The 26,990-nt window shown below is 73.7% G+C and carries 22 protein-coding genes; 7 read left to right on the top strand and 15 right to left on the bottom strand.

Translation table 11 applies throughout. The features are described 5' to 3' along the window. Window positions 1-166 precede the first annotated feature (166 nt). On the bottom strand, window positions 167-844 hold the full coding sequence (locus tag GA0070623_RS04785) for a DUF305 domain-containing protein (protein ID WP_089003912.1): 678 nt from the start codon (window positions 842-844) through the stop codon (window positions 167-169). 138 nt (window positions 845-982) lie between these two features. Here GA0070623_RS04785 and GA0070623_RS04790 point away from each other — a divergent pair, with 138 nt between their 5' ends. Both GA0070623_RS04790 and GA0070623_RS04795 read left to right on the top strand, forming a co-directional pair. Next, window positions 983-2,437 carry an LVIVD repeat-containing protein gene (locus GA0070623_RS04790; protein WP_067308914.1) on the top strand — a complete coding sequence of 485 codons (1,455 nt, stop codon included), beginning with the start codon at window positions 983-985 and terminating at the stop codon, window positions 2,435-2,437. Window positions 2,438-2,527: 90 nt separating this feature from the next. After that, window positions 2,528-3,754: an SLC13 family permease gene (locus GA0070623_RS04795; RefSeq protein WP_067308912.1), complete on the top strand. Its 1,227-nt coding sequence runs from the start codon at window positions 2,528-2,530 to the stop codon at window positions 3,752-3,754. A 93-nt stretch (window positions 3,755-3,847) separates the two neighbouring features. Here the strand turns inward: GA0070623_RS04795 and GA0070623_RS04800 are convergent, their stop codons facing one another. The 3 genes from GA0070623_RS04800 to GA0070623_RS04810 all read right to left on the bottom strand — a co-directional run bounded on the left by GA0070623_RS04800 (window position 3,848) and on the right by GA0070623_RS04810 (window position 7,886). Then, complete coding sequence (locus tag GA0070623_RS04800) at window positions 3,848-4,804, bottom strand: hypothetical protein (RefSeq protein ID WP_067308909.1); 957 nt, start codon at window positions 4,802-4,804, stop codon at window positions 3,848-3,850. A 220-nt stretch (window positions 4,805-5,024) separates the two neighbouring features. After that, window positions 5,025-7,241, bottom strand: coding sequence for a glycoside hydrolase family 9 protein (locus tag GA0070623_RS04805; protein ID WP_067308906.1), 2,217 nt, complete (start codon window positions 7,239-7,241; stop codon window positions 5,025-5,027). 117 nt (window positions 7,242-7,358) lie between these two features. Beyond that, window positions 7,359-7,886, bottom strand: a complete 528-nt coding sequence (locus GA0070623_RS04810) for a 2'-5' RNA ligase family protein (RefSeq protein ID WP_067308903.1) — start codon at window positions 7,884-7,886, stop codon at window positions 7,359-7,361. Window positions 7,887-7,987: 101 nt separating this feature from the next. On the opposite strand from GA0070623_RS04810, the gene GA0070623_RS04815 reads away from it, so the two are divergent. Beyond that, window positions 7,988-9,709: a DEAD/DEAH box helicase gene (locus tag GA0070623_RS04815; RefSeq protein WP_067308900.1), complete on the top strand. Its 1,722-nt coding sequence runs from the start codon at window positions 7,988-7,990 to the stop codon at window positions 9,707-9,709. 55 nt (window positions 9,710-9,764) lie between these two features. Here GA0070623_RS04815 and GA0070623_RS04820 read toward each other — a convergent pair whose 3' ends face one another. Next, window positions 9,765-10,136, bottom strand: coding sequence for a DoxX family protein (locus GA0070623_RS04820; protein WP_067308897.1), 372 nt, complete (start codon window positions 10,134-10,136; stop codon window positions 9,765-9,767). 165 nt (window positions 10,137-10,301) lie between these two features. Further along, the gene (lon, locus tag GA0070623_RS04825) at window positions 10,302-12,638 is read right to left on the bottom strand and encodes an endopeptidase La (protein WP_067308895.1); all 2,337 of its coding nucleotides are present in this window, start codon (window positions 12,636-12,638) and stop codon (window positions 10,302-10,304) included. 244 nt (window positions 12,639-12,882) lie between these two features. Here lon and GA0070623_RS04830 point away from each other — a divergent pair, with 244 nt between their 5' ends. After that, window positions 12,883-13,230: a histone-like nucleoid-structuring protein Lsr2 gene (locus GA0070623_RS04830; RefSeq protein WP_067308934.1), complete on the top strand. Its 348-nt coding sequence runs from the start codon at window positions 12,883-12,885 to the stop codon at window positions 13,228-13,230. Window positions 13,231-13,431: 201 nt separating this feature from the next. On the opposite strand, the gene GA0070623_RS04835 is transcribed toward GA0070623_RS04830, so the two are convergent. Together GA0070623_RS04835 and GA0070623_RS04840 are read right to left on the bottom strand one after the other, a co-directional pair. Continuing rightward, window positions 13,432-14,727: a hypothetical protein gene (locus tag GA0070623_RS04835; protein WP_067308892.1), complete on the bottom strand. Its 1,296-nt coding sequence runs from the start codon at window positions 14,725-14,727 to the stop codon at window positions 13,432-13,434. A gap of 306 nt (window positions 14,728-15,033) precedes the next feature. Then, complete coding sequence (locus tag GA0070623_RS04840; RefSeq protein WP_067308889.1) at window positions 15,034-15,903, bottom strand: hypothetical protein; 870 nt, start codon at window positions 15,901-15,903, stop codon at window positions 15,034-15,036. Between the two features lie 133 nt (window positions 15,904-16,036). Here GA0070623_RS04840 and GA0070623_RS04845 point away from each other — a divergent pair, with 133 nt between their 5' ends. Continuing rightward, window positions 16,037-17,146 (top strand): DICT sensory domain-containing protein, encoded by a 1,110-nt coding sequence (locus GA0070623_RS04845; protein WP_231932664.1) that lies wholly within the window; start codon window positions 16,037-16,039, stop codon window positions 17,144-17,146. 53 nt (window positions 17,147-17,199) lie between these two features. On the opposite strand, the gene GA0070623_RS04850 is transcribed toward GA0070623_RS04845, so the two are convergent. Then, window positions 17,200-17,895, bottom strand: a complete 696-nt coding sequence (locus GA0070623_RS04850; RefSeq protein WP_067308886.1) for a CBS domain-containing protein — start codon at window positions 17,893-17,895, stop codon at window positions 17,200-17,202. Between the two features lie 224 nt (window positions 17,896-18,119). Here GA0070623_RS04850 and GA0070623_RS04855 point away from each other — a divergent pair, with 224 nt between their 5' ends. Both GA0070623_RS04855 and GA0070623_RS04860 read left to right on the top strand, forming a co-directional pair. Continuing rightward, on the top strand, window positions 18,120-18,686 hold the full coding sequence (locus GA0070623_RS04855) for a DoxX family membrane protein (RefSeq protein WP_172898365.1): 567 nt from the start codon (window positions 18,120-18,122) through the stop codon (window positions 18,684-18,686). Window positions 18,687-18,847: 161 nt separating this feature from the next. Then, a complete protein-coding gene (locus GA0070623_RS04860; RefSeq protein WP_067308883.1) occupies window positions 18,848-19,231 on the top strand; it encodes an FKBP-type peptidyl-prolyl cis-trans isomerase in 384 nt (127 codons plus the stop codon). An 86-nt stretch (window positions 19,232-19,317) separates the two neighbouring features. On the opposite strand, the gene GA0070623_RS04865 is transcribed toward GA0070623_RS04860, so the two are convergent. From GA0070623_RS04865 to pdhA, 6 genes are all read right to left on the bottom strand, one after another. Next, complete coding sequence (locus GA0070623_RS04865; RefSeq protein WP_067308880.1) at window positions 19,318-19,689, bottom strand: STAS domain-containing protein; 372 nt, start codon at window positions 19,687-19,689, stop codon at window positions 19,318-19,320. Window positions 19,690-19,927: 238 nt separating this feature from the next. Then, a complete protein-coding gene (locus tag GA0070623_RS04870; protein WP_067308877.1) occupies window positions 19,928-21,196 on the bottom strand; it encodes a L,D-transpeptidase in 1,269 nt (422 codons plus the stop codon). Between the two features lie 175 nt (window positions 21,197-21,371). Further along, window positions 21,372-23,051 (bottom strand): right-handed parallel beta-helix repeat-containing protein, encoded by a 1,680-nt coding sequence (locus tag GA0070623_RS04875; protein ID WP_067308924.1) that lies wholly within the window; start codon window positions 23,049-23,051, stop codon window positions 21,372-21,374. Window positions 23,052-23,275: 224 nt separating this feature from the next. After that, the gene (locus GA0070623_RS04880) at window positions 23,276-24,763 is read right to left on the bottom strand and encodes a dihydrolipoamide acetyltransferase family protein (protein WP_067308875.1); all 1,488 of its coding nucleotides are present in this window, start codon (window positions 24,761-24,763) and stop codon (window positions 23,276-23,278) included. Continuing rightward, window positions 24,760-25,776: an alpha-ketoacid dehydrogenase subunit beta gene (locus tag GA0070623_RS04885; protein ID WP_067308872.1), complete on the bottom strand. Its 1,017-nt coding sequence runs from the start codon at window positions 25,774-25,776 to the stop codon at window positions 24,760-24,762. The genes GA0070623_RS04880 and GA0070623_RS04885 overlap by 4 nt, the downstream gene beginning before the upstream one ends. Continuing rightward, complete coding sequence (pdhA, locus tag GA0070623_RS04890; RefSeq protein WP_067308920.1) at window positions 25,776-26,975, bottom strand: pyruvate dehydrogenase (acetyl-transferring) E1 component subunit alpha; 1,200 nt, start codon at window positions 26,973-26,975, stop codon at window positions 25,776-25,778. The genes GA0070623_RS04885 and pdhA overlap by 1 nt, the downstream gene beginning before the upstream one ends. Window positions 26,976-26,990: the final 15 nt, after the last annotated feature.

Here is a 26,990-nt window from a genome sequence, read left to right on the forward strand (position 1 = left end):
CCCGGCCCGGACGGCTGCCCCCGCTCGGCGGGTCCGACGCTCGGCGGGTCCGACGCTCGGCGGGTCCGGTCGGGGCGGCGGGTCCGGTCGGGGCGGCGGGTCCGGTCGGGGCGGGGGGTCCGGTCGGGGCGGCGGTCGACGCGGAGCGGGCCGGGCCGGTCGCCGGTCAGACCAGCTCGCGCAGCCGGGCGATCTCCACGGCCTGTTCGGTCGCGACCGCGTTGGCGAACTCGTTGAGCTGCTGGTCGGCACCGGCGGAGAGCAGTTCGGTGGCCATCGCCACCGCGCCCTCGTGGTGGGCCGTCATCAGCTGGACGAAGAGCCGGTCGAAGGCCGTCCCCCGGGCGTCGGTGAGTTGCCGGATCGCCGCGGGTGACGGCATGCCGCGCATCCCGCCGTGGTCGTGGCCGGGTTCGTCGGCGGGCAGGCCCCGGGTGTCGAGCCAGCCGCGCAGCAGCCCGATCTCCGGGCCCTGCGCGCCCCGGATCCGGGCGGCGATCGCCTTGACCTGCACGCTGGCGGCCCGCTCGGGGGCCAGCTCGGCCATCTGGAGGGCCTGCTGATGGTGCGGGATCATCATCCGGACGAACCAGACGTCGGGGGTGTTGTACCGGGGCGGGCCGGCGTCACGGGCCTGCTGCGCGGGCCGGGTCACGGCGGGCTCGCCCGGCCGGCCGGGCACGATCACCGCGGGGGCGTCGGTGGGGAGGGTGGGCGTCGGGGCGGCCGGGCGGCCCGCCGCCGGCTCCGGCCGGTCCTCCGGGCGCAGGGCGAGCCCGATCGACAGCAGAACGGCGACGGCGGCTGTGACGGCGAGCAGGATCCGTCCACGTCGGCCGGTCATGCGGCTCCCCCTCCGGTCGAGGTCGCCGCGATCGTATCCATTTACCATCACGATTATATGTGACGTGAATCACATCGACAGACTTCATTGACGCGTAAGGTATTCGGCACGCGTCGTCCCCTTTGAAGGGTTCTGCCGATGACCAGATTCCCCCTGCCCCGACGACGGCAGTTGAGAGCCGTCGGCCTCATCGCCGCGGGCCTGCTGGTGGCCGGCGTCGCCACCAGCCCGGCGGGCAACGCCGCACCGGCCACCACGACGCAGGGCGTACCTGCGGCGGCCCCGGGCCTCGGCGTGGACGAGATCTCCAGCAGCCCCAACCTGCGCCAGGTGGCCAACCTGCCCAAGCAGGCCCCCTTCGACACCACCGGCGCGTTCGGCACCGACATGGCCTTCCAGGGTCGGTACGCCTTCGTCGGCAACTACAACGGCTTCGTCGTCTACGACATCGGCCGCCCCAACGCCCCGACGATCGTCTCGCAGGTGCTCTGCCCCGGTTCGCAGAACGACATCTCGGTCTACGGCGACCTGCTCTTCCTCTCCACCGACTCCTCGCGTACCGACGACTCCTGCGCCAGCGCGACGCAGCCGGCGACGGTGAAGGAGTCCTGGGAGGGCATCAAGGTCTTCGACATCAGCGACAAGGCCAACCCGCGCTACCTGAAGTCGGTGGAGACCGCCTGCGGTTCGCACACCCACACCCTCGTGCCGGGCAAGGACCGCAGGACGGTCTACCTGTACGTGTCGTCGTACAGCCCGCGGGCCGACTACCCCGACTGCCAGCCGCCGCACGACTCGATCTCGATCGTCAAGGTCCCGGTGCACGAGCCCACCGAGGCCGCGGTGGTGGCCACGCCGAACCTCTTCCCGGACGGCGGCTACGAGGGCATCCCGGGGCAGACCTCGGCCACCACCGGATGCCACGACATCACCGCCTACCCGACCAGGGACCTGGCCGCCGGCGCCTGCATGGGCGACGGTGTCCTGCTGGACATCCGGGACCGCGAGGCGCCCCGGGTGATCAACCGGATCCGGGACACCGTCAACTTCTCGTTCTGGCACTCGGCCACCTTCAACAACGCCGGCACCAAGGTGGTCTTCACCGACGAGCTCGGTGGCGGCGGCGCGGCCACCTGCAACGAGGTCGTCGGCCCGACCCGGGGCGCGGACGCCGTCTACGACATCACCGGCCGGGGCGACGCCCGGAAGATGGTCTTCCGCAGCTACTACAAGATCCCCCGGGCCAACGCCGACACCGAGAACTGCGTGGCGCACAACGGCTCGCTGATCCCGGTGCTCGGCCGGGACGTCATGGTGCAGGCCTGGTACCAGGGCGGGGTCTCGGTCTGGGACTTCACCGACTCGACCCGGCCGAAGGAGATCGGCTTCTGGGAGCGCGGGCCGCTGTCGGACACCCAGCTCACCACCGGTGGGGCCTGGTCGACGTACTACTACAACGGGCACATCTACTCCAGCGACATCCAGAAGGGGCTGGACGTACTGAAGCTCAGCGACTGGCGGACCTGGACGGCCGACCTGGTCCGGATCCCCGAGCTGAACGTCCAGACCCAGGCCGGCTACCTGAGCTGGTGACCCGGCAGCCCGGACGGCCCGGCCACCACGGTCGGGCCGTTCGGGCGGTCCGGCGGCGGACCCGCGCCGGCTGTGCGAGGATCAGGCGCCGTGACACCTGCCGGCGGCCCGCCGCCCGTACCGACCGACCGCCCCCGCCGTCCACGGCTGCACCCGCTGGACCAGGTGGCGATCGGGCTGGCCCTGGCCGGCCTGGGCGCGGTGCTCACCGGCCTGCTCCCCCGGGCCGACGCCGCGGCGACGCTGCACCGCGTCCTGCCGCTGCTGCTCTTCCTCGGCGCGGTGGTGGTGCTCGCCGAGCTGACCGCCGTCGCCGGGGTGTTCGACGTGCTGGCCACCCGGCTGGCGATCGCCGCCCGGGGCAGCTTCGCCGCGCTGTTCCTGCTCTGCGTCGGGTTCGCCGCGCTCACCACCATCACCCTCAACCTGGACACCACCGCGGTGCTGCTCACGCCGGTGATGATCGCGCTGGCCCGTAAGCTGGGCACCGCCCCGGGGCCGCTGGCGATGACCACCGTCTGGCTGGCCAACACCGCCAGCCTGCTGCTGCCGGTGTCGAACCTCACCAATCTGCTCGCCGCCGACCGGGTCGACCTGACCCCGGCGGCGTACGCGGCCAGGATGGCGTTACCGCAGCTCGCGGCGATCGGGGTGACCATGGCGGGGCTGTGGTTCTGGCACTGGCGGCGGGGTCGGCGCGACGCGGACCGGTTCGCCCCGCCCACGCCGCACCGGCCCGAGGACCGGCTGCTGTTCGGCACGGCGGTCGCCGGATGCCTGCTGCTCGTCGCCGGCATCCTGGCCGGGGTGGAGATCGGCGTCGCCGCCGCCGTCGCCGCCGGGCTGGTGGTGCTCGGCTTCGCGGTCCGCTCCCGGCGGACCCTGCGCCCGGCGCTGCTGCCCTGGCGGCTGCTGGTCTTCGTGACCGGCCTGTTCCTGGTCGTGCAGACCCTCGGCCGGCACGGGCTGGACGACCTGGTGTCGGTGCTGCTCGGCGAGGCCGGGGGCACGGTGGGGGCGCTGCGGGCCGGGGGCACCGGCGCGTTCCTGGCCAACCTGGTCAACAACCTGCCCGCCTACCTGGCCGGCGAGGCGGTCCTCCCACCCGGCGACGAGACCCGGCTGCTGGCCCTGCTGATCGGCACCAACGTCGGCCCGCTGGCGGTGCCGTGGGCCTCGCTGGCCACCCTGCTGTGGTACGAGCGCTGCCGGGCCGCCGGGGTGACCGTGCCGCTGGGCCGGTTCGTGGCGACCAGCGCGGTGGTCGCGGTGCTCGCCACGCTGGCCGCGGTGCTGGCCCTGCTGGTGGCCGGCTGACCGCCGGCGGGAGCGCCCACGGCACCCCAGGGCCGGTCCCACCCCGGAGGGCGTGCCAGGGCCGGTCCGCGCGGCGGGTTGCCGGGGACGGCCTCAGCTGCCCATCTCGGCCTCGTACGCCGAGCGCAGCCGGGCCCGGGCGGCCGGGGCCAGGCAGACGTGCCAGGTGGACCCCTCGTCGATGACGTTCACCTCACCGGCGGCCTGTCGGGCCAGCAGGATCTCGGCCAGCACGTCCCGCGCGCCGAACCGGGCGTACCAGGCCAGCTCCACGTCCACCGCCCAGCCGAGGCAGTGGCCGCTGGGGAGCATGGCCGGGTACCCGAGCCGACGCAACCGGTACTGGTGTTCGGCGCTGTGCGCCAGGCTGGTCACCCACAGCGGCGGGGTGTCCGGCGGGGCGGACCGGGCGAACTCCCGGGCGAGGTCGTTGAGGAGCGCGACGATCTCCCGGCGGGTCCGCCGGAAGGGCACCCCGGCGGTACGCGGGGCGGCCTCCGGCACCAGCCGCTGCCGCAGGCCACGCACGCCGCGACCGAGGACACCCGCCGGCTGCTCCCGGTAGCGGAAGCCGAGCAGGCTGCGACGGCGCAGCCACTCCAGGTCGATCAGGTCGGGGTGGGTGTCGACCTGCTCGTCGGTGCGCAGCACCGGGGCGTCCCGCCACCACATGAGGTCGATGCGGGAGAGCAGGTAGATCCGGACCAGCGCGGTCAGGTCCGGGGCCGAGGCGCGGGCGTCGGGTTGGTGCCGGGCCAGCTCCAGCAGCAGGCTCTCGCGGGCGCCGAGCAGGCCCTGCTCGGTCGCGTCGAGCACGTCGGCGATGGCCGGTTCGCGCAGCCGCTCGTCGAGCAGCACCTGACGGGCGGCGGTGGCGGTGACGCCGGCCAGCGCGCCCACCTCGACCAGCAGTTCCGCGACCGCCGTCCGGTAGGCGTCGAGGTCGGGGGCGACCAGCCGGTCGGCACGGGTCGGCACGGGCGACCGCCGGGCCGGGGCGGGTGGGGTGACGCCGGGCTGGGGGCCGGGGCTTCGGCTGGGCACGCGCATGGTCGGTCCTCTCCCGGTACGCGGTGCGGATGAACCTGAACGCACCGTAAACGCTGTGAACCGGCAGAGAAGGAGCATTCCTCCCACGACCCCCGAAGGGCGACGTGCGGACACGGCCGCCGGGCACCGGACCACGACCCGCCCCGGCCGGTCGGTGGGAACGCCGGACCACCCCGGGCCGCCCGCCGTGCGGCGCGGGCGGCCCGGGGTGGACGTGGGGTCAGCGCAGCGTGCAGGCCGTCCCGTTCACGGCGAACCCGGTCGGGGTCGCGTTGGTGCCGGTGTACGAGGCGTTGAAGCCGAGGTTGACCGAGGCGTTCGGCGCGACCGCGCCGTTGTAGCTCTCGTTGGTCACCGTGACCTCGCTGCCGCTCTGGCTGAACCGGCCCGACCAGCCCTGGCTGATCTGCTGGTTACCGGTGAACCGGAAGGTCAGCCGCCACGACGACCAGGCGGCCGCGCTGGTGTTGGTCAGCGTGACGCTACCGGTGAAGCCGGTGCTCCAGCTGTTCGCCGAGTACGTCACCGCGCACCCGCCGGCCGGCGGCGGCGTGGTGGTAGGCGGGGGCGTGGTGGTCGGCGGCGGCGTCACCGTGGGGGTCGGCGTCGGGTCCGGCCCGGTGCCGGTGCCCGCCTGCTCGGCCGCCCAGTGCACCAGCCAGGCCATCGCCGAGTTCCAGTTGATCGCCACCTCGTTGACCGAGTACGCCCCGATGTCGTCGACGAAGCACTTCTGCGGCTTGCAGCCACCGAGCTGGGCCTGGACGACCGGGTCCTGCAACTCGCTGTTCGGGCCGCCGGAGAGCGAGCCGGGCGGCGCGGTGGGCAGTGAACCGTCGTTCTGGTTGGCCCAGAACCGGTGGTGCACGTTGCGCACCGGCTTGTCGCCGTAGCCGGCCACGTAGGACTGGTTGAGCGGGTTGCGGCCGAGCAGGTAGTCGTAGGCGGCGAAGGCCCCGTTGCGGTACTTCGTCGTGCGGGTCAGGTCGTAGGCCACCGCGAGGACGTTGGCGTTGTTGGCGACCGCGCCGTTGGAACCCCAGTAGTACGTGCCGTTGCCGCTGCCCGGGGCCGGGTAGCCCTGGTTGGCGATCTGGGCGAGCATCCGGTCGGCGAAGCCGACGATCGCCGAGCGGATCGCGCTCACGTCGCCACTGGCCAGACCGGTCGGCACCAGCGCCAGGGTGGTGTCGCCCAGCCCGGCCGTCCAGCTCCAGTCGTACGCGCCCCTGGTGAAACTGGCGCCCCGGGCGTGCGGGGAGCTGCTGAGGTCGTTGCGGTAGCCGGTGTTGCCGGTGGTGGCGTACAGCTCCGCCGCGGCCCAGTAGAACTCGTCGGTGACGGTGTTGTCCTCGTACGCGCCGCCGCCGGTGTTGTCGGTGGCGGGGGCCAGCCGGTTCGGGTTGGCCTTCGCCGCCGTGTACGCCTTCTCGGCGGCGGCCAGCGCCCGGGAGGCGAAGGCGGCGTCGAACGGCTTCCACAGCCGGGACGCCTGGGCGGCCACCGCGGCCATGTTGAGGGTGGCGGCGGTGCTCACCGGGGAGAGCAGCCGCGCCTCACTGTCCAGCTCGGGACGGGTGGGCAGCGCGGTCCAGTTCTGGTCATGGATCTTGTGGTGGACCATGCCGGCGTTGGTCCGGCCGTCCGGCACCTGCATCTTGAGCAGGAACTCCAACTCCCAGCGGGCCTCGTCGAGCACGTCCGGCACCCCGTTGGACCGCTCCGGGATGGCCAGCGTGCCGTCGGCGACGGCCGACCTGTCCGCCCCGGCGACGTGCAGGGTCCGCTCGTAGATGTTCTGGAGCTGCCAGGTGGCCAGGCCACCGTTGACCACGTACTTGCCCTGGTCACCGGCGTCGTACCAGCCACCGCGCACGTCCAGGGTGTAACCGCAGGAGGTGCGGCACGGCACGTTGTTGTCGCCCCGGTTCGGGGCGACGTTGACGTGCCCGGCCGGGCGGGCGTACCGGGAACCCACGTACTGGGCGTCGATCGGGGTGCCGCTGCGCTGGTGGTAGAAGAACGCCAGCGAGTCACCGCGCAGCCGGCGGACCGGGTCGGCGGAGATGTCGAACGGGTAGCTGTTGCTCCCACCGACCGACAGCACGTAGCCCGTGCCCGGGGTGTCGTAGGCGGAGAAGTCGGCGATGTGCACCGAATCGCCGGAGAGCGCGTCGGCGCCCCGTACCGTGGTCTGCCCGGAGGCGACCGTGGCGCCGCCGGCGTTGCGCAGCGTCCAGCCGAGCGGGGAGTTCGCGGAGTTCACGACGGTGGCCTGCTTGGGCAGCCCTGGCACGTAGGCGACCTGGTTGACCTTGACCGGTGAGCCGGGGTCGGGGGCGGCGGAGGCGAGCTGCGGCACGGCCGCGAGCCCGCCGAGGGCGAGCAGGGCGGCAGCCGCGAGCGCGACCGGACGCCGTCGGGGATGCTGGGGCATGGGGCCTCTTCCGGTGGTGATGGCAGTGACCATCCGACCGGGCTCCAGCGCAGCATTGATCCGCCGGGCGGTCGGACAGACCGTCGACGGGAGCGCTCCACCCACCATAGAGCAGCGTCATTCCGTTGGGAAGCCACCGCCCAACGGGTGCACCGTCCGGGTGTCGCCGTCGTAACTGCGCGCCGCGACGAACCGACCCGCCGGCCGGTCGCCGTCGACCACCGCGCGGGCCAGCCGCCGGTCGTGGTCGCGGAAGCGCAACGCCAGGCTCAGGTGCGGAATCCAGTGGCCCGGGGCGTGCCAGGGCCGCCGGCCGTCCGCGCCGTCGAGCGCGGCCCAGACCGCCCGGTGCAGGCCGGTCAGCGCCGCGGTGGGCCGCACGGGCCAGACCAACGGGGCGCTGCCGTCGAGCACCGTCGCCCGGTCCAGCCGCACCGGCAGGGGCAGCGCGTCGTCGAAGAGCCCGGCGAGCCGGTCCGCCGCGCCGGGCGGGAAGTCGTCCACCGCGGCCAGGGTCAGGTGCGGCCGGTTCGTCGGATGACCGTGCCGCGCCAGGCTGGGCAGCCCCGCCCCGGCCAACCGGCCCCAGGCGGCGCGGACCGCCTCCTCCAGCGCCGGACAGCAGAGCAGCTCGACCGTCCGCACGTCCGTCAGGCTATCGGGCGGTTCCCGCCGCCGCTGTGCCGACCGGCACGGTTGTGCCGGTCGGCGCAGCGGCCCGACGGGGGTGATGGAAAACTTTGCCCATGAGTTCCGCACCTACACCGACCGACCTCTCCGCGCCCGACGACTCCGACGGCGTACCCGCCTTCGTGGATCTCGGGCTGCGCGCCGAACTGCTGGGCGCCCTCGCCGCACTCGGCTACGAGGAGCCGACCCCGATCCAACGGGAGGCGATCCCGCTGCTGCTGGCCGGCCGGGACCTGCTCGGACAGGCCGCCACCGGTACGGGTAAGACCGCCGCGTTCGCCCTGCCCCTGTTGCAGCGGATGCCGGAGGACCGCAGCGGCGGCGACCCGGTGTCGCTGGTGCTGGTGCCCACCCGCGAGCTGGCCGTCCAGGTCTCCGAGGCGTTCCACCGGTACGGCAAGGATCTCGGTGCCCGGGTGCTGCCGATCTACGGTGGCCAGCCGATCGGCCGCCAGTTGCGCGCCCTGGACCTCGGGGTGGACGTGGTGGTGGCGACCCCGGGACGGGCGCTGGACCACATCGCCCGGGGCACCCTGCGGCTGGGGTCGTTGGCCACGGTGGTGCTGGACGAGGCCGACGAGATGCTCGACATGGGTTTCGCCGAGGACATCGAGGCGATCCTGGAGCACGCCCCCGCGCAACGCCAGACGGTGCTCTTCTCGGCCACCATGCCGGCCCGGATCGACGGCCTGGCCCGTAAGCACCTGACCGACCCGGAGCGGATCCAGATCGGCCGCGAGCAACCGGTGGCCGGCGAGGCCCCCCGGGTGCGGCAGAGCGCGTACATCGTCACCCGGGCGCACAAGCCGGCGGTGCTGGGTCGGGTGCTGGACGTGGAGTCCCCGACCGCGGCGATCGTGTTCTGTCGCAGCCGGGAGGAGGTCGACCGGCTGACCGAGACCATGAACGGGCGGGGCTACCGGGCCGAGGCGCTGCACGGCGGGATGAGCCAGGAGCAGCGGGACCGGGTGATGGGCCGGCTGCGCGCCGGGACCGCCGACCTGCTGGTGGCCACCGACGTGGCGGCCCGCGGGCTGGACGTCGAGCAGCTCACCCACGTGGTCAACTACGACGTGCCGTCGGCGCCGGAGTCGTACGTGCACCGGATCGGCCGGGTGGGTCGGGCCGGTCGGGAAGGGGTGGCGATCACCCTCGCCGAGCCCCGGGAGCACCGGATGCTCAAGACCATCGAACGGGTCACCGGCCAGCGGATCGACATCGACAAGATCCCGACGGTGGCGGACCTGCGGACCCGCCGGATGGCGCTGACCCAGGCGGCGCTGCGGGAGAGCCTGCTGGAGGACGACCTGGATCCGTTCCGGGTGATCGTGGAGTCGCTGTCGGACGAGTTCGACCTGATGGAGGTGGCGCTGGCGGCCGTCAAGCTGGCCCACGAGGCGGCCCTGCCCGGCTCCGACGACGAGGAGGAGATCCCGCAGGTGACGGTCCGCCCGCCCCGCGAGTCCCGGCCCGGGTTCGACGGCCGGGGCGGCGACCGGCGCGGCGGGGGCGGCCGCCCCCGTACCGGCGGCACCGCGCAGGTCTTCATCGGCCTGGGTCGCCGCGCCGGGGTCCGCCCGCAGGACCTGGTCGGTGCGATCACCGGGGAGACCCGGGTGAGCGGCCGGGACATCGGCTCGATCGAGATCGCCGACCGGTTCTCCCTCGTGGAGGTGCCGCAGGCTGTCGCCGACGAGGTGATCGCGGGACTGCGCAACAGCACCATCAAGGGCCGCAAGGCGACCGTACGGCGCGACCGCGGCGGCGAGGGGCACTGACACCCCCGGGTGACCGGCCCGCGCCCGGGACGGGGCGCGGGCCGGTCGCGGGTGCTCAGAGCGGGTACGGCCCGAACCGGCCCCAGGCCACGATCGCCGCCAGCACCAGCAGCACCGCGGTCAGCGCGGTGCCGGGGTGTTCCTTGGCCCGGGCGTGCACCACGACCGCGCCGGCCATCACGATCACCAGCCCGACGGCGGCCAGCGGGGTGAGCACCGTGGCGATGCCGGTGAGGCCGGGCAGGACCAACCCGACCGCGGCCAGCACCTCGGCCGCGCCGAGCGCCTTGACCTGGGCGGGTGGCACGTTCTCCACCCAGCTCATCCGGTCGCGCAGCTTCTCCTTGGGTTGGCTCAGCTTGGTCAGTCCCGCGCCGGCGAAGAGTGCGGCGAGCAGGATCTGCAGGATCCACAGGAACACGTTCACGGAAGATCGCCTCCGGGGGGTGCCACCGTGCGGTGACGGATGCGGGAAACGGGAACGTCCAGGCTACGGGCCGGTCCGCCCCCGACGCCCGGACGGGACGTCGGGAACGGACCGGTCGTCAGAGGGGACGGTGTTCGGACGGGACGGTGTGTCGGACGGGACGCCTCAGGCGGCGCCGACCGGCTGACCGCCGAGCGCCCCGGCCTCGATCTCGGCCGGGCGCAACGCCAGGGCCAGCACGTCCGCCACGTCGGCCAGGGTGTGCACGGTCAGCGCCTCGCGGACCTCGGTGGGCAGGTCGTCGAGGTCCGGTTCGTTCCGGGCCGGGATGATCACCTCGGTCAGTCCGGCCCGGTGCGCGGCGAGCAGCTTCTGCTTGACCCCGCCGATCGGCAGCACCCGCCCGGAGAGCGTCACCTCGCCGGTCATCCCGAACTCGGGCCGCACCGGCCGGCCGGTCACCAGGGAGGCCAGCGCGGTGACCATGGTGATGCCGGCGCTCGGTCCGTCCTTGGGCACCGCGCCCGCCGGGACGTGCAGGTGGATCCGGTGTCCGGCGAGGACGTTCGGGTCCAGCCCGTACCGCCGTCCGTTGGCCCGCAGGTACGACCAGGCGATGTGCGCCGACTCCTTCATCACGTCGCCGAGCTGCCCGGTCAGGGTCAACCCGGGCTCACCCTCCATGCTGGTCGCCTCGATGAAGAGCACGTCGCCACCCGCGCCGGTGACCGCCAGGCCGGTGGCCACGCCGGGCACCGCCGTCCGCTCCGCCGACTCCGGGGTGAACTTCGGCCGGCCCAGGTAACGGGCCAGGTTGCCGGTGTCCACCCGGACCGGGGCCGGGTCGGTGGCCAGGGTGACCGCGACCTTACGCAGGATCTTCGCCAGCGCCCGTTCGAGCTGCCGTACGCCGGCCTCCCGGGTGTACTCCCCCGCGATCCGGGCGAGTGCCTCGTCGGCCACGGTGGCCTCGTCGGTGGTCAGCCCGGCCCGCTGGAGCTGCCGGGGCAGCAGGTGGTCGCGGGCGATGGCGACCTTCTCGTCCTCGGTGTAACCGTCCAGGGTGACCAGTTCCATCCGGTCCAGCAGCGGGCCGGGGACGGTCTCCACCACGTTGGCGGTGGCCAGGAACAGCACGTCGGACAGGTCGAGGTCGACCTCCAGGTAGTGGTCCCGGAAGGTGTGGTTCTGCGCCGGGTCGAGCACCTCCAGCAGGGCGGCGGCCGGATCGCCGGCGTACCCGACGGCCAGCTTGTCCACCTCGTCGAGGAGCACCACCGGGTTCATCGAGCCGGCCTCGCGCAGGGCACGGACGATCCGGCCGGGCAGCGCGCCCACGTAGGTGCGCCGGTGGCCGCGGATCTCGGCCTCGTCGCGGACGCCGCCGAGCGACACCCGGACGAAGTTGCGGCCCAACGCACGGGCCACCGACTCACCGAGGCTGGTCTTGCCGACGCCGGGCGGACCGGCGAGGGCGAGCACCGCGCCGGAGCCGCGTCCGCCGACCACGCCGAGGTTGCGCTCGGCCCGACGGTTGCGCACCGCCAGGTACTCCAGGATGCGGTCCTTCACGTCGGCCAGGCCGGCGTGGTCGGCGTCGAGCACCGCGCGGGCCGCCGCCAGGTCGGTGTTGTCCTCGGTACGGGTGCTCCACGGCATCTCCAGCACCGTGTCCAGCCAGGTGCGGATCCAGCCGGCCTCCGGGGAGGCGTCGCTGGCCCGCTCCAGCTTGCCGACCTCGCGCAGCGCCGCCTCGCGGACCTTGTCCGGCAGGTCGGCGGACTCCACCCGGGAACGGTAGTCGGCGGAACCGTCCGGCTCGTCCTCGCCCAGTTCCTTGCGGATCGCGGAGAGCTGCTGGCGGAGCAGGAACTCCCGCTGGGACTTCTCCAGCCCCTCCCGGACGTCGCTGTTGATCTGCTCGGTCACCTCCTGCTCGGCCAGGTGCTCCTTCACCCAACCGACCAGGAGCTCCAGCCGGGCGGTGACGTCGGGCGCGGCCAGCAGCTCGGTCTTCTGCGGCAGGCTGAGCCAGGGCGCGTAGCCGGCCGCGTCGGCGAGTTCGGACAGGTCGGTCATCCGTTCCATCGCGTCGATGACCTGCCAGGCGCCCCGCTGCTGGAGGACCGAGGTCATCAGGGCGCGGTACTCCCGGGCCAGGTCGCGGGCGCGACCGGCGGGAGCGGGTTCGTCGAGTCGGGTGGCCTCCACCCAGAGGGCCGCGCCGGGGCCGGGAACCCCGGAGCCGATCCGGGCCCGGGCCAGGCCGCGCACCACCGCGGCGGGTTCACCGTCGGGGAGCCGGCCCACCTTCTCGATGGTGGCGATCGTGCCGACGGGGCCGTACTCGCCGTCGATGCGCGGCACGGCGAGCAGGGTCTTGTCGCCGCTGGCCCGCGCCGCGTCCACGGCGGCCTGGGTGGTCGGGTCCAGGGTCACCGGGATGACCATGCCGGGCAGCAGGACGACGTCGGTGAGGGGAAGTACCGGAAGGGTTGCCATCGGACACCTGCCATCGGGTCTAGTTGAGCGTGTCTCACTCAAGTCACAAACCGTGCCCCGTGTTCCACCCTGTGACCCAGGACACACTCCGGATGCCGCCGACCGCAGTGCCCAGCATTGCCCGGTGCGGGATTTCCCAGGATTGGCGCGACCCGCCAAATGAAGGAGAGGCATTTTGTTGCGGATTTGCCGTCAGATACGTCAAACTCTTAGCACACCCCGCTCAACACAGGGAGTAATGGCGATGGCAAGGAAAGTAATCACCGTTCTGACCGACGACCTCGACGGCGGAAAGGCCGATCGGACCGTCGAGTTCAGCCTGGACGGGGCGGCGTACACCATCGACCTCTCCGACGAGAACGCGGGGGTGCTGCGCAAGGCGCTGGACGCCTACATCACCGCTGGCCGTCGAATGGGGCGCGGTGTGGTCGAGGCCGGCCGTCCGGCCCGCCGCCCAGCTCGGGCCGGTGTCTCGGGAATGGATCGCGAGCAGAACCGGGCGATCCGGGAATGGGCCACCAAGAACGGCCACGAGATTTCCGAGCGCGGCCGCATCCCGGTCTCGGTCGTGGAGGCGTGGAAGAACCGCTGACCGGCAGGTCGGATCACGATCGGGTGCGCCGGGGTCACGCTGGGATATCAGCGTGCCCCCGGCGCATTTGCGCTGTACACAATTTCCACGCGGTGGCGGGGCGGCGAAAACCGTTGCCGACCCACCCCGGAGGGACGACACAGAGCTGCGGGCCGCCCCGGGGTCTCCCCCGGGACGGCCCGCAGCCGTCGTCCGTGTCGGTCAGTTGACCCGGATACGCACCACGTCGAAGGCGGGGGTCTGGTTGGCCCGCTCCATCATCGGCACCCGGTGCGAGCCGTCACCGGCCCAGACCGCGCACTGCGCCGTACCCGACTGCGGCAGGCCCGGGATCTGGATGGTCACGTCGTCGGACTGGTTGCCGCCCTTACCGTCCTCGGTGGCCACGAAGAACGCCGGGACGTCCTGCGGGTTGGACGGCGCCTGGTTGGTGTTCTGCAGCATCCGGCAGGCGGTGTGGAAGTGACCACGGGTCAGGCCCTGCCCGTTGAGTACCGAGCTCTCCAGGTAGTAACCGCCCTGCCCGGCCGCCAGGAAGCGGTCCCGGACCAGGTTACGGGTGGAGACCTTCAGGCTGAAGGCCTGGTTGCGCTGCACCTGGTTCGGGAACTGCGTGATCAGCAGCGACGGGTTGTTGGCCGCCGCGCCGACCTCGCCGAACGCGGTGCTGACGCAGCGGTTGCCGTTCTGGAAGCCGTCGTGCGGCTGCAACCGGCTGTTGGCGCAGTCCTTGGCGAGCACGCCCAGCGCGTTGCCGTTGTTGCCGTTCTGGCCGCCGTTGTTGTTGCCGCCGTTGTTGTTGCCGCCGTTCTGACCGCCGTTGTTCTGGCCGCCGTTCTGGCCGCCGTTGTTGTTGCCGCCGTTGTTCTGGCCGCCGTTGTTGGCCGCCACCTGGCAGCCGGCGAGCTGCTCCAGGCCCTGCGGGCGCTGGGCGAACCGGCCGATCGCGGTGGCGATCCGGTTCAACGCGGACCGACGCTTGTCGGCCAGCGGGCCGAGGATGGCGTTGTCGATGAACGCCTTCCCGTTGCGCCCCTCGGCGGCCAACCGCTTGTTGGCGTCGTCGATCTGGGTCTTGAGCAGGGCCAGTTCCTTGTCCACCTCGGCCTTGGCCTGGGCCGGGATCTGCGGCAGCCGCGGGGTGACCTCCGGGCAGGCCACCGTGGAGGCCAGCGTGGTCACCGGGGCGTTGCCGGCCTTGACCGCCTGGCATTCGGCGACGGACATCTGCCCGTCACCCCAGTGGTTCCGAACCCAGCGACCGTTCTGCCACGTCTGGGTGGTGCTGCCGCGCCCGCTCGGCGAGGTGGCACCGGGGCTCGGTGCGACGCAGGCCGACGAGACGTTGCGGGTCTGCTGCCGCGGCTTGTCCCCGGCCGATGAGATCTGGGTGACGGCGGCGATACCGCCGAAGACGACGAGCGCACCGACCGCCGCCAGCAGCCGCTTGCTCCGCGCGTTACCGGATGACCGGCGTGCCCCTGTGGACCTGCGCATCGAATTGCTCTCCTTCTCGATCCGGTACCTGACTCGTGTCCCCGACGAGGAGACGCCCATTCGGGTCCGTCGCCCCCGTCGAGGGGCACTGCGACGTTCCGGTCGCACGTCGATGGCCGACGATGCCTTTCCGCACCGTCCGCCGCGTCGGGTGGCGCGGCTGGGAAGATCCTGTCCATTCCCGCTTAGGTACGGGCCGGCTCGGGCGAAGGTTCAACACGATCCGAAGGAACCGGGACTGTTTTCCGGGCGGGCCGGAATGTCACCAACCGTCGCCGGTAAATGACGGCGGGTCGTTCCGGTGGGTCAGTCCACGCAGAGATGGTCGAAGGCGAACGGCGTACTCAGCTCGTCACGCCGGTTCCGCAGGGCACGGATCTGTCGGCGCAGCTCGTCCCGGTCGAGCAGGGTGGCGTCGTCGCACTCGACGTCGGCCAGCCGGTCGCCCACCGCCACGGCCGCGAGATCCTCGGCCAGCCGGCCGGGATCCACCCCGCAGTCAAGCCGGCTGCCGTGCACGGTGACCCGTTCCACCAGGCACCGGCCGGGCCGCACCTCGACCCAGCTCCAGCCCTCGGCCACCGCACCGTGCCAGCGCACGTGCAGTCCGCGCACGATCGGGTCACTGAGCCGCCGCGACACGTACGCCTCGACGGCCGCCGCCCGGGACAGCGCGCCGAGATCGTTGACCGGGCCGGTGCGCCCGTCCGGCAGCCGGCCGACGATGTCGCGGTAGTCGACCCGGGCGTCGTCCGGCTCGTCCGGGGCCGCACCGGCGGTGTAGGCACGCGCGTCGACCAGGTACGTGACGATCCGGCGGCCGTGTCCGGCGGCCCGCAGCGTCGGCGAGCCGATCCGTAGCACCGGCAGGCCCACCGCCGCGCACACCGCCGCGCACGTCCGCTCGGCCCGCTGCCGCGCCGAACCGGCCGCCGCGACGGGGCCGACGGTCAGGGCGAACAACGGGACACCGGTGCCGGCGGCGCAGACGACGTGGTCGAACTCCTCCCGCACGGCCGAACTCCACTGGTGCCCGGTGACCCCGGCCGGCCGCCGCGCCACCAGGTCACCGAGCCGACGGGGGCCGTACACCGCCTGCCCGGCCCGGACGACCAGCGGCGCGGCACCGGCCGGCACCGGCCGCAGCCGGGCGTCGTCGGTGGCGGTACGCGTCATCGTCGGTCGGTCCGTCCGTGCTGGGGAGGGTGACCGCAGGAGTCTAGGACGCCGGACCCGGTTCCCGCCTCGCCGGTACCGCCGGGACCGGGCGGCACGTGCGGGCACCGACCGGTGTCTCTACGCTCACGGGGTGCTGCACGACGGACCGGCCCCCCAACTGTTGACCAAACGGAGTCTCGTCACGGTCTCCCACGCCATCGAGCGGTCGGCGCTGACCACCGCCGAGGACGGCCCGCTGGTGGTGATCGCCCTGTTCCAGCGGATGCCGTACTTCCTGCGGGAGCAGGAGCGCTACCGTCGGATCACCGCGGGCGCGGCGGTCACCGTGGTCGGGCTGGTCGGACAGACACCGCCGGAGCTGCCGCCCGGTGGGTACGCGGTGGCGCTGGCGGAGACCGAGGAGCTGGCCCAGGAGTGGAGCGTGGTCGCGTTGACCCCCCGGTTCGGGGCCAGCCTGGTGGCTCGGGACCAGCGGGCGGTGACGGTCGCCGGCACCCTGGAGGAGGGGCGGCTCTTCTCCGGCCACTGGGGGTTCCGGCGGGACGAGGCGCTGCACGAGGTGATCCGGCTGCGGGCGCTGCTCGGCGACCGGCTGCCCCCGGCCGCGCTGACCGCGATCGACCAGGTGCTGCGCCGGGTCCTGGACCTGCCGGCGACCCCCGGCGAGAGCCGCGCCGAGGCGGCGCTGCGGCTGATGGCCGAGCGGGTCGACCGCGCCCACCACGGCGGGCCAGAACGGGCCGCCGTGGTGGAGGAGGGCGCGTCCGGCCTGGTCGACGAGGCGACGCTGCACCGCTGGACGGGGCGGGACGGGGTGACCGCCGCCGGCACCCTGCCGGTGGCGCTGATCGGGGTACGGGTCGGTGAGCCGGCCGGCGCCCCGGAGCGCTTCGGACGGCGCAGCGCGGCCCGGGAGGCGCAGGCGGTGATCGCCGCGTTGACCGCTCCGCTGCGCCCGGTCGACCGGGCGGTCCGCCTCGCCCCCGACGAGTACCTGCTGGTCCTGCCGTCGCTGAGCCGGCAGGAGGCGCTGGCGGTGGCCAGCCAGGTGCACACCTCGGTGGCCGGGCTGGCCCGGTCGTACCCGTTCGTGTCCTTCGCGGTGCACACGGCGGTCACGGTGACCGACCGACGGCCGCTGCCGGTGGCCGACGTCCGGCACGCCGTCGACTGGGCGGCCCGGGAGGGCGTCCCGGTGGCCACGGTCGCCCGGGAGGCCGTCGCGAGCGCCGTGCCCTGAGCGGGGGGGGGACACCGGGGTGGCCCCTCGGGGACGGGGCGGTGGGGGCGGACTCAGGCCACCGGGGTCACTCCACCCGGCGTCCGGGCCGCCGCCTCGTCGTCCAGGTCGTACCCGATGGTGCTGGTGACCTGGACCACCCCGCTGACCTGGCCGGCGAGCTTCACCGCCAGCTCGGCGGCGGTCCGCCGGTCCAGCCGGCCGTCCAACCGCACCGCGCCGTCGCGGACCTGCACGGTGACCAACCCGTCCCGGACCGCCAACACCCGCCGCAGCACCTCCTGCACCACGTCCTCGCGGATCTCGGCGTCGCTGCGCAGATGCACCCGGAGCAGGTCGCTGCGGGTGACGATGCCGACCAGCCGGCCCAGGTCGTCGAGGACCGGCAGCCGCTTGACCGCCTCCCGGTCCATCAGCCGGGCCGCCGCCGGCAGTGACGCCCCCGGGTGGGTGGTGACCGCCGGCGCGGTCATCAGCTCCCCCGCCAGCAGCGCCTCCGCCTTCTCCCGGGAGGCCCGGCGTCGCCGCCCGACGAAGACCCGCCGCTCCTCCTGCGCCCCGGAATGCTCCACCTTGTGCAGCAGGTCCGCCTCGGACACCACCCCCAGCACGCGCCGGAACCCGTCCACCACCGGCACCGCGCTGATGCCGCGCCGGACCAGCACGTCGACGATCGCCCGGTAGGGGGTCTCCTCCCCCACCGTGGCGACCTCCCGGGTCATCACGTCCTCCACCTGCCACGTCCTCATCACGACCTCCTCGGGGCTCTCGCGACCGACGCTAGGGCCGGCCCCACCCGTCGGGGCAGAGGCGGACGGACCGGGGCCGGCGGGGCCGAAGGTCCCGCCCCGAGGCCGGTGCCGGGGGACTTAGGTCCCGCCCCGGCACGGACCGGTCGGCCCTGCCGGGACGGCCGCCGTCGGCGTGGAATGTAACTGCCACCGGGAAGTGCGGTGCCAGGCAGAGAAGGGACGTGGAGACCATGACCGCGACGATCGAGCGGAACACCACCGCCGGGACCATCGCACCGGTGGCGGGAACCGAGACCACCCGGCAGCGGGCCGCCCGGTACGTCTGGGCCGGCACCCGGATCGCCCTCGGCTGGATCTTCCTCTGGGCGTTCCTGGACAAGCTGTTCGGCCTCGGTCACGAGACCGAGACGAAGAACGCCTGGATCAACGGCGGCAGCCCGACCAAGGGTTTCCTCGCCTTCGGCGCAAAGGGTCCGTTCCAGGGGCTCTACCAAGACATCGCCGGCGCGGCCTGGGCCGACTGGCTGTTCATGATCGGCCTGGCCGGCATCGGGGTGGCCCTGCTGCTCGGCATCGGGATGCGGCTCGCCGCGGTCGCCGGTGGCCTGCTCATGGTGCTGATGTGGACCGCCGTCCTGCCTCCCGCGAACAACCCCTTCATGGACGACCACCTGATCTACGCCGCGGTGCTGGCCGGTCTCGCCCTGGTCGGCGCGGGGAACACCCTCGGTCTCGGCCGGGTCTGGGCCACGCTCCCGCTGGTGCGCCGGTTCGACTGGCTCAGGTGACCGACCGCCCGGCGAGGGGCGCCACCTCGACGGTGGCGCCCCTCGCCGGGCGTCCGCCCCGGGTCGGGATTCCCGGCCCCGGGACCGCCGGGAATCGGCCCGTCACGATCGGGCAGGATCGACACCGACCGGACGATCGTGCGACGACGGAGGAGACAGCGATGAACACGCCCCAGGCAGGCAAGCCGGAGATCGGTCCGATCGAGGGCGCCCCGCCGGCCGACCTCGTGATCGAGGACCTCACGGTCGGCGACGGCCCCGAGGCCCAGCCGGGTCAGCTGGCCAACGTGCACTACGTCGGGGTGTCCCACTCCACCGGCCGTGAGTTCGACGCCTCCTGGAACCGGGGCGAGGCCTTCGAGTTCCCGCTCGGCGGCGGCCAGGTCATCGCCGGCTGGGACCAGGGCGTGGTGGGCATGAAGGTCGGCGGCCGTCGCCGGCTCACCATCCCGCCGCACCTGGGCTACGGCAGCCGGGGCGCGGGCGGCGTCATCAAGCCGAACGAGACCCTGGTCTTCGTCGTCGACCTGATCGGCGTCCGCTGACCTGCGGTGGGGTCGCCGGCACCGCCCGGCGGCCCCACCGGCACGTCTACCGGACCCGGCGCGGGCCGGAGGCGGGATCGTGGCGGTCAGGCGCAGGCGGCCAGGGGGCGGTACGTGACCTCGACCGGGGCGTCGCCGTGCCGGACCGCGATGATCCGGTGCAGGCCGGTGGCCCGCAGCACCCGGGCGACCACCGGATCGGGGTCGACCACCACCAGCTCACCGCCGCGGGCCCGCACCCTGAGGTGGGCGGCGACCAGAGCCCGCACCCCGGCGGCGGAGAGCACCTGCACGCCGGAGAGGTCGAGCCGGAGCACCGGACGGGCCGGTGCGGCCCAGAGCGCCGCCCGGAACGCGCCGACGGTGGCGATGTCGATCTCGCCGACCGCGCGCAGCTCGGCCACGTCGTCGGCCACCCTGAGCCGCACGTGGAAGCGGTCGTCCTCGCCCTGCGTCATGCCCCGAATCTAGCCCGTCCCCCCGACATTTCCGCCCTGCCCAGGGCGGGTCTCCGGGTAGTCCCAGGGTCGCCCCGGAGCCGACCCCTACTCCTCCTCAGGGTGGAGAGCCGCCGGCCACGCGCAGCCGCACCCGAGGAGCCCGTAAGGCGTACGGACCCCGGGCGGGAGGCGGTACGTCCGACCCACCGGTGACCGACGGGCCGGACGTACCGCGATTCGTCCTCCCCGGCCGGTGTCAGCCGCCGCTGGGCGACGGCGCGGGCGACGAACCGCCGGCGACCGCCCCCGGGTGCGACGGGCCGGTGGTGGGCGCCGGCTTCAGACCCGGCGGTACGGGCAGCGCGCTGCCCCGGGCGAACTCGGCCCAGCTGGTGTTCCAGGCCGTCCAGCCGTTGCCCGGCCGCAGCGGCACCTCGGTGCCCTTCACGGTGACCAGGTCGCCGACCTGGGTGACGCCCATCAGCCAGTCGGCGGCGGTGGACGAGACGTTGGCGCACCCGTGCGAGACGTTGGTGTACCCCTGGTCCCCCTCCGACCAGGGCGCGGCGTGGATGAACTCGCCGCCCCAGGTGAGGCGCTGGGCGTCCTCGACGTCGACCACGTAGCCGCCGTCCGGCTCACCCCGGGTGTCGAACCGGGTCTGCTGGTGCTTCTCCATGATCACCATCTTGCCGCTGGAGCTCGGCGTGCTCGGCTTGCCCAGGCTGACCGGGATCCGGCGGACCAGCCGGCCGTCCTGGAAGACCGACATCTGCTTGGTGGCGTTGTCGATGTCCAGGGCCACCTGCCGGCCGATCTTCGAGGTGGACCGCCGGTCGGCGTCGCCGACGTACTCCTTGCCGATCGGCAGCCCCTCCAGGGCGGACCGGACGCTGATCGTCGTCCCGCTGCGCCAGAAGTCCGGCGCGCGGTAGTACACCTGACTGCCGTCCTCCAGCCACGACCAGGTGCCCGGCTGCGGCGGATCGGTCTTCACGAACAATCGTCGCTGCACGGCGGCCCGGGCCTCGCGGGGAATTGCCGGTTCGAAAGCCACCGTCACCGGCATCGCGGTGCCGTACGTCTGGTTACCGGCGAAATAGAGCACACTGGTCAACGCCTGCCGGTTCGTATTCGTCGCCGTGGTGAACGTGGTCCGCCCGACGGTCGTCCGGCCCGCGTCACCGGTCGCGGTCACCTCCGCGGTGTACGTCCGGCCGCCGGCCAGCGGGGCCGCCGGCACCCAGCTCGACCCGTCCTCCCTCGGCTCCCCGGCGACGGCCTTCCCCTTGTCGTCGGTGAGCTTCACGCTGGTCACCCGCCCGCGCTGCACAACGGTGCCGATCTCGGCGCTGACCGGAACGTCCTTCGCCCGGTCGGCGGGCGTCACCGACACCGTGGGACCGGACGCCCCGCCGGTGGCCGCGCCGGCCGGCCGCTCCCGCTCGGCGGTGCACCCGCCGAGGGCCAACGGCGCGGCTGCGATGGTCACCGTCAGAAGCGTCAATCGCCGCCTCAGGTCCATATTCCGTCCCCCATTTCCAGTCCCCTTGGCCACATTCTGTACGGCGTTTCTCGGGCCGGGTCGTGCTTTTCGGGGAACCGGTCGGTCGACGCCGGGCATATGGACCCCGGCGATGTCGGACGGGGCGCAGTGGCACCGATGTCCGGGATCGCCCGTGCCGGGGCGGCACGGATCGTCAGTCCCAGTCCTGGTCACCGTGGTTGCGCAGCCAGCGTCCACCGACCGGCGGGGTGTCCAGCCGGAGCGCCGCCACCGCGTTGCCGGCCAGGTCGTTGTCCTCGACCCGGCAACTGACACAACTGCCCCGGGCGGTGATCCAGAAACCGTGGGTCTGGGTGCGCTCGTCGTGGTTGTCCCAGATCCGGTTGCCCCGCACCGTCGCCCCGTCGAACGCCGCGTCGATCGCGATGCCGGCCCGGGTCGGCGGCGCGGCCGGCAGCTCGTACGGGGTGCCCGGCAGCGGGGTGTCCCCGCTCCAGGCGGTGTAGGCGTCGGGGCGGACCGGGGCGAGGTGCAGCTCGGTGGCGGTGTTGGCGGCCACCACCGCGACCCGCTGGCCGACCCGCAGCACCTTGCCCCGGTGGCTGTCCGGCGCCCAGGTCGCCGAGCGGTCGACCAGGGAGCGTTCGGCGTAGCGGACCGACTCGCCGCCACCGCGGGACGCCTCCGCGCACTGCCGGCCGTTGTTGCGGATGCGGTTGTCGAGCAGCATCGCGTCGGTCATCGGGCGGTCCACCCGGACGGCGTCCAGGCCGTTGCCCCAGAACTCGTTGCTCTCCACCACCACGTCCTGCGCCGGGTGCGGGTAGCCCCGGCCGAGATCGTGCTGGTGGTAGCCGTACCCGCCGTTGTCGCTGATCCGGTTGCCGCGCACCGTGTACGGCCCCGGGGTGTTGCCCACGCTGACCCCGTCGCCCACGTTGCCGTCGATCACGCAGTCGGTGAGCAGGCCGCCCCGGCCGGCGACACCGGCGGTGCCGTTGCCCGAGACGTCGTAGCCGGCCTCCAGGTTGCCGGTCATCGTGCAGCCGGTGACGATCAGCCCGTCGGCGCCCCAGTCGGAGATGCCGAACCGGTTGCCCTGGCTGTGGCAGCCCACGATCCGGTAGCCGCGCGGCGGCGTCCAGTAGTCCTTCTGGAGTTCGAGGAAGATGCCGTTGGTGCCGTTGGCCAGGGCGGTGCAGTTGGCGATGGTGAGCCGCTCCATGTCGCCCCAACCGCCGATCCCGATGCCGATGCCCGCGCCGCCCATCTGCTCGCCGTTGTCCAGCCGGCCGCAGCCGACCACCACCACCCCGTCGATCAGGGTGTCCTGGAGGAAGTCGCAGCCCAGCCCGCTCGCCCCGGTGTGGTGGATGTAGAGGTTGCGGAACACCCCGCGCACCACGTACTGCAGGCCCAGGCCCTTGGCCAGGTAGTTGTACTCGGCCATGGCCACCCCGGAGCCGTCGATCTCGAAGTCGGCGAAGGTGCAGTCGGCGATGTGCCGGTCCCGGTCCGCGCCGTGTTGGAGCACCGTCCAGAACGCCAGCGGGGTCGGGTCGCTGCGGTTGCCCTCGTTGCTGAGCAGGAACCGGGTGGCGGCCGGACCGGCGCCGATCAGGGACACCCCGCTGCGCCACACCGTGCCGGCGTCCCGGATGGAGTAGATGCCCGGCGGGCACCAGATCACCCGGGCCCGCCCGTCGGCCGCGTATCCGGCACCGAGCCGGTCCACCAGGGCGGCCAGCGCCGGCTGGTCGTTGGTCACCCCGTCCCCGGTCAGGCCGTAGTCGTGGGCGTCGCACCACAGCGGCGCACCGGCGACGGGCGGACGGCGGTCCCGCAGGGCGACGGGCAGACCCTGGTACGGCACGGGGAACTCCTCTCGGCGGCACGGCCACGACCGACCCGGTGCGGCCACGACCGGCACAGGGCCGCCACGACCGATGTGGCATGGCCACGACCGACGGCGGTTTCCCGGCCCGCCGACCGGAAAACCCCACCGCGACCCGCCGGTCCGGACGAAGCGGACGAACGCCCGGCGCAACGACGGAGCCGGCCACCCCGCCCAGGGGTGACCGGCTCCGGGCGTACCGCTCAGACGTTCGCCACCAGCAGCGCCGGCTGCTCGACGCAGTCGGCGACGTGCCGCAGGAAACCACCGGCCACCCCGCCGTCGCAGACCCGGTGGTCGAAGGTCAGGCTGAGCTGGGTGACCTTGCGGACCGCCAGCTGCCCGTCGACCACCCACGGCTTGTCCACGATCCGTCCGACCCCGAGCAGCGCGGCCTCCGGATGGTTGATGATCGGGGTGGAACCGTCCACTCCGAACACCCCGTAGTTGTTCAGGGTGAAGGTGCCACCGGTGAGCCGGGCCGGCGGCAGGGTGCCGGCGCGGGCGGCGGCGGTCGTCTCGGCCAGGGCGGTGGCCAGCTCCCGGGTGGTGAGCCGCTGGGCGTCGCGCAGCACCGGGACGAGCAGTCCCCGGTCGGTCTGCGCGGCGATGCCCAGATGCACCCCGGCCGACTGGACGATCCGCTGCCCCTCGGTGTCGACGTGCGCGTTGAGCTGCGGGAACCGCCGCAGCCCGCTGAGGCAGATCCGGGCCAGCAGGGCCAGCACGCTGACCGGGGCGTCCGGGGTGGCCGCGTTGATCGCCGCCCGGGTCGCCAGCAGCGCGGTGGCGTCCGCGTCGACCCAGATGGTCACCTCGGGGATCTCCCGGCGGCTGCGGGAGAGCTTGTCGGCGATCACCCGACGGATGCCGGTCAGCGGGATGACCACGTCGGATGCGTCGGCCGGGGCCGGCTCGCCGTGCGCCGCCGCGCCGGCGGCGGGCCGGCCGAGGTCGCCGGTGTGCTGCTGCGGCACGGCGGCCAGGGCGGCCTCCACGTCGGCCCGGCGGATCACGCCGCCGGGGCCGGTGCCGCGCAGCCCGGTCAGGGCCACCCCGTGCTCGCGGGCGAGCCGGCGCACGATCGGCGAGATGACCAGGGGTGCCGTCGCGGCGGCCGGGGCGGTGCCGTCCCCGACCGGCGGGACGACGCCGTCGGTGGACATCCCGGAGGCCGGGGCGTCCCCACCCGCGTCGGCCGGGATTCTCGGCGCGGACGACGGGCCGACCGTCCCCACGGGGGCGGGGGGCACGGGGGACACGGCAGCTTCGGCCGCCGGCTCCGGCGCCAGGGTCAGCCGGGGGCGTCGCCGCCGCCGGGTGCCGCCGTGGCCGGTGCCGTACCCGATCAGGACGTTGCCGGAGCCGGCCCGCTCCTCCTCGCGGTAGGTGGCGTGCCCGGCGGGCTCGTCGCCGCCGTCGGCCGGCGCGATCGTGATCAGCGGTTGGCCGACCGGGCGCGCCTCGCCGGCCGCGCCGTGCAGCGCGACGACCCGGCCGGCGTACGGGCAGGGCACGTCGACCACGGCCTTGGCGGTCTCCACCTCCACCACGCTCTGGTCCACGGTGACCAGGTCACCGACGGCGACCTTCCACTCGACGATCTCGGCCTCGCTCAGCCCCTCGCCCAGGTCGGGCAGGAGGAAGACCCTGGTGCCGGCGACGGCCCGCCCGGCGGTGCGGGCGCTCACGCCGCGCTCCCCTGGGCCAGCCAGCGCGGATCGGGCCGGTCGTCCCACTGGAGGCGGGCCACGGTGTCGAGCACCCGGTCCACCCCGGGCAGGTGGGTGTGCTCCAGCATCGGCGCGGGGTAGGGGATGTCCAGCCCGGACACCCGCAGCACCGGGGCGTGCAGGGCGTGGAAGCAGCGTTCCTGCACCCGGGCGGCGATCTCCGCGCCGACCCCGGCGAAGCCCTGCGCCTCGGTGACCACCAGACAGCGGCCGGTCCGGCGGACCGAGGCGGTGACCGTGGCGTCGTCGAACGGCACGATGGTCCGCACGTCGACCACCTCGAGGTCCCAGCCGTCCTCCCGGGCGGCCTCGGCGGCCTCCAGTGCGACCGGCACCGCCGGGCCGTACGCGACCAGGGTGGCGTCGGTGCCGGGCCGACGGATGACGGCCCGGCCGAACGGCGCGGTCCGGGCCGGCAGCTCGGCCTCGCCGCTGGCGAAGTAGAGCTTCTTGGGCTCCAGGAACACCACCGGGTCCGGGTCGGCGATCGCCTCCCGCAGCAGCGAGTACGCGTCCTCGACCGTCGCCGGGGTGACCACCTTCAGGCCGGGGGTGTGCGCGTAGTACGCCTCGGACGAGTCACAGTGGTGCTCCACCCCGCCGATCCCACCGGCGTACGGCACCCGGATGACCATCGGCACGCTCAGCGCGCCCCGGGTCCGGTTCCGCAGCTTCGCCACGTGCGAGGCGATCTGCTCGAAGGCCGGGTAGGCGAACGCGTCGAACTGCATCTCGACCACGGGCCGCAGCCCGGACATGGCCAGGCCGACAGCGAACCCGACGATGCCGGCCTCGGCGAGCGGGGTGTCGAAGCAGCGCTTGTCACCGAACCGGGCCTGCAACCCGTCGGTGATCCGGAAGACCCCGCCGAGCTGCCCGACGTCCTCGCCGAAGACGAGCACCCGCTCGTCGTCGAGCATCGCGTCGGCGAGCGCCGCGTTGAGGGCCTTCGCCATGGTCATGGTGGCCATCAGGCGTCTCCCTCCGCGTCGGCGGCCAGCTCGGCCCGGACCATCTCCCGCTGCTCCACCAGTTGCGGGGTCGGCTCGGCGAAGACGTGGTCGAACAAGCTCAGCGGGTCGACGACGGGTTGCGCGTTCATCCGCTCCCGCAGGTCGGCGGCGTACCGCTCGCCCTCGGCGGCGACCTCCGCGACGGCCGCGTCGTCCAGCTCACCCCGGCCGCGCAGGTACGCCTCCAGCCGGGCCACCGGGTCGCGGTCCCGCCACGCCTCCACCTCGTCGGGATCCCGGTAGCGGCTCGCGTCGTCGGCGTTGGTGTGCGCCTCCATCCGGTAGGTGTGCGCCTCGACCAGGTACGGCCCGTGCCCGGCGCGGGCGTGCGCCACCGCCCGGCTGAGCACCGCGAGGACGGCCACCGGGTCGTTGCCGTCGACCTGTTCGCTGGGCACCCCGTAGCCGACGCCCTTGTAGGCCAGGCTCGGCGCGGCGGTCTGCCGGGACAGCGGGACGCTGATCGCGTACTTGTTGTTCTGCACGAAGTAGACGACCGGGGCCTTGAACACGGCGGCGAAGTTGAGCCCCTCGTGGAAGTCGCCCTCGCTGGTCGCGCCGTCGCCGATGAAGGCCAGCGCCACGGTGTCCCGCCCCTGGTAGGACTCGCCGTAGGCCAGGCCGGCGGCGTGCACGCACTGGGTCGCCAGCGGAGTGCACTGCGGCGCGGTGCGGACCACCGTCGGGTCGTACCCGCAGTGCCAGTCGCCGCGCAGCAGGGTCAGCACCTCGACCGGGTCGATGCCCCGGGCGGTCAGCGCCATCGACTCCCGGTAGGTGGGGAAGACCCAGTCGTCGTCGCGCAGCGCGAGCACCGCCCCCACCTGGCAGGCCTCCTGCCCCCGGGAGGACGGGTAGACGGCGAGCCGCCCCTGCTTGGTCAGCGCGGTGGCCTGCGCGTCGAAACGGCGGCCGACGACCATCCGGCGGTACATCTCGCGCAACACCCCGGCGGGCGGCTCGGGCAGGTCGGCGCGGGGCGGCAGCGGGGTGCCGTCGGGGGCGAGCAGCCGCACCGGCTCGATCTGCGGGAGCAGGCCGGCGGTGGGGTCGGGGGCGACCGGGGTGGCCGGTCGACGGGTACGCGGGGATGCCCTGCGGACCGCCTGGGGTGTGGTCGTCACGGCGGGGACCTCCTGGACGTGTGGTGGACCTATGCTCCTGCCGTTGGA

Origin of the sequence: Micromonospora rifamycinica (genome assembly GCF_900090265.1) — a bacterium.
Lineage (GTDB): Bacteria > Actinomycetota > Actinomycetes > Mycobacteriales > Micromonosporaceae > Micromonospora > Micromonospora rifamycinica.

Bases quoted from the DNA above. Each gene is read 5' to 3' on its own strand.
- GA0070623_RS04885 (WP_067308872.1), bottom strand. From the start codon at position 25,776: ATGGCCACCATGACCATGGCGAAGGCCCTCAACGCGGCGCTCGCCGAC.
- GA0070623_RS04850 (WP_067308886.1), bottom strand. From the start codon at position 17,895: ATGAGGACGTGGCAGGTGGAGGACGTGATGACCCGGGAGGTCGCCACG.
- GA0070623_RS04790 (WP_067308914.1), top strand. From the start codon at position 983: ATGACCAGATTCCCCCTGCCCCGACGACGGCAGTTGAGAGCCGTCGGC.
- GA0070623_RS04815 (WP_067308900.1), top strand. From the start codon at position 7,988: ATGAGTTCCGCACCTACACCGACCGACCTCTCCGCGCCCGACGACTCC.
- GA0070623_RS04840 (WP_067308889.1), bottom strand. From the start codon at position 15,903: ATGACGCGTACCGCCACCGACGACGCCCGGCTGCGGCCGGTGCCGGCC.
- GA0070623_RS04830 (WP_067308934.1), top strand. From the start codon at position 12,883: ATGGCAAGGAAAGTAATCACCGTTCTGACCGACGACCTCGACGGCGGA.
- GA0070623_RS04835 (WP_067308892.1), bottom strand. From the start codon at position 14,727: ATGCGCAGGTCCACAGGGGCACGCCGGTCATCCGGTAACGCGCGGAGC.
- GA0070623_RS04785 (WP_089003912.1), bottom strand. From the start codon at position 844: ATGACCGGCCGACGTGGACGGATCCTGCTCGCCGTCACAGCCGCCGTC.
- GA0070623_RS04870 (WP_067308877.1), bottom strand. From the start codon at position 21,196: ATGGACCTGAGGCGGCGATTGACGCTTCTGACGGTGACCATCGCAGCC.
- GA0070623_RS04865 (WP_067308880.1), bottom strand. From the start codon at position 19,689: ATGACGCAGGGCGAGGACGACCGCTTCCACGTGCGGCTCAGGGTGGCC.
- lon (WP_067308895.1), bottom strand. From the start codon at position 12,638: ATGGCAACCCTTCCGGTACTTCCCCTCACCGACGTCGTCCTGCTGCCC.
- GA0070623_RS04800 (WP_067308909.1), bottom strand. From the start codon at position 4,804: ATGCGCGTGCCCAGCCGAAGCCCCGGCCCCCAGCCCGGCGTCACCCCA.
- GA0070623_RS04860 (WP_067308883.1), top strand. From the start codon at position 18,848: ATGAACACGCCCCAGGCAGGCAAGCCGGAGATCGGTCCGATCGAGGGC.
- GA0070623_RS04805 (WP_067308906.1), bottom strand. From the start codon at position 7,241: ATGCCCCAGCATCCCCGACGGCGTCCGGTCGCGCTCGCGGCTGCCGCC.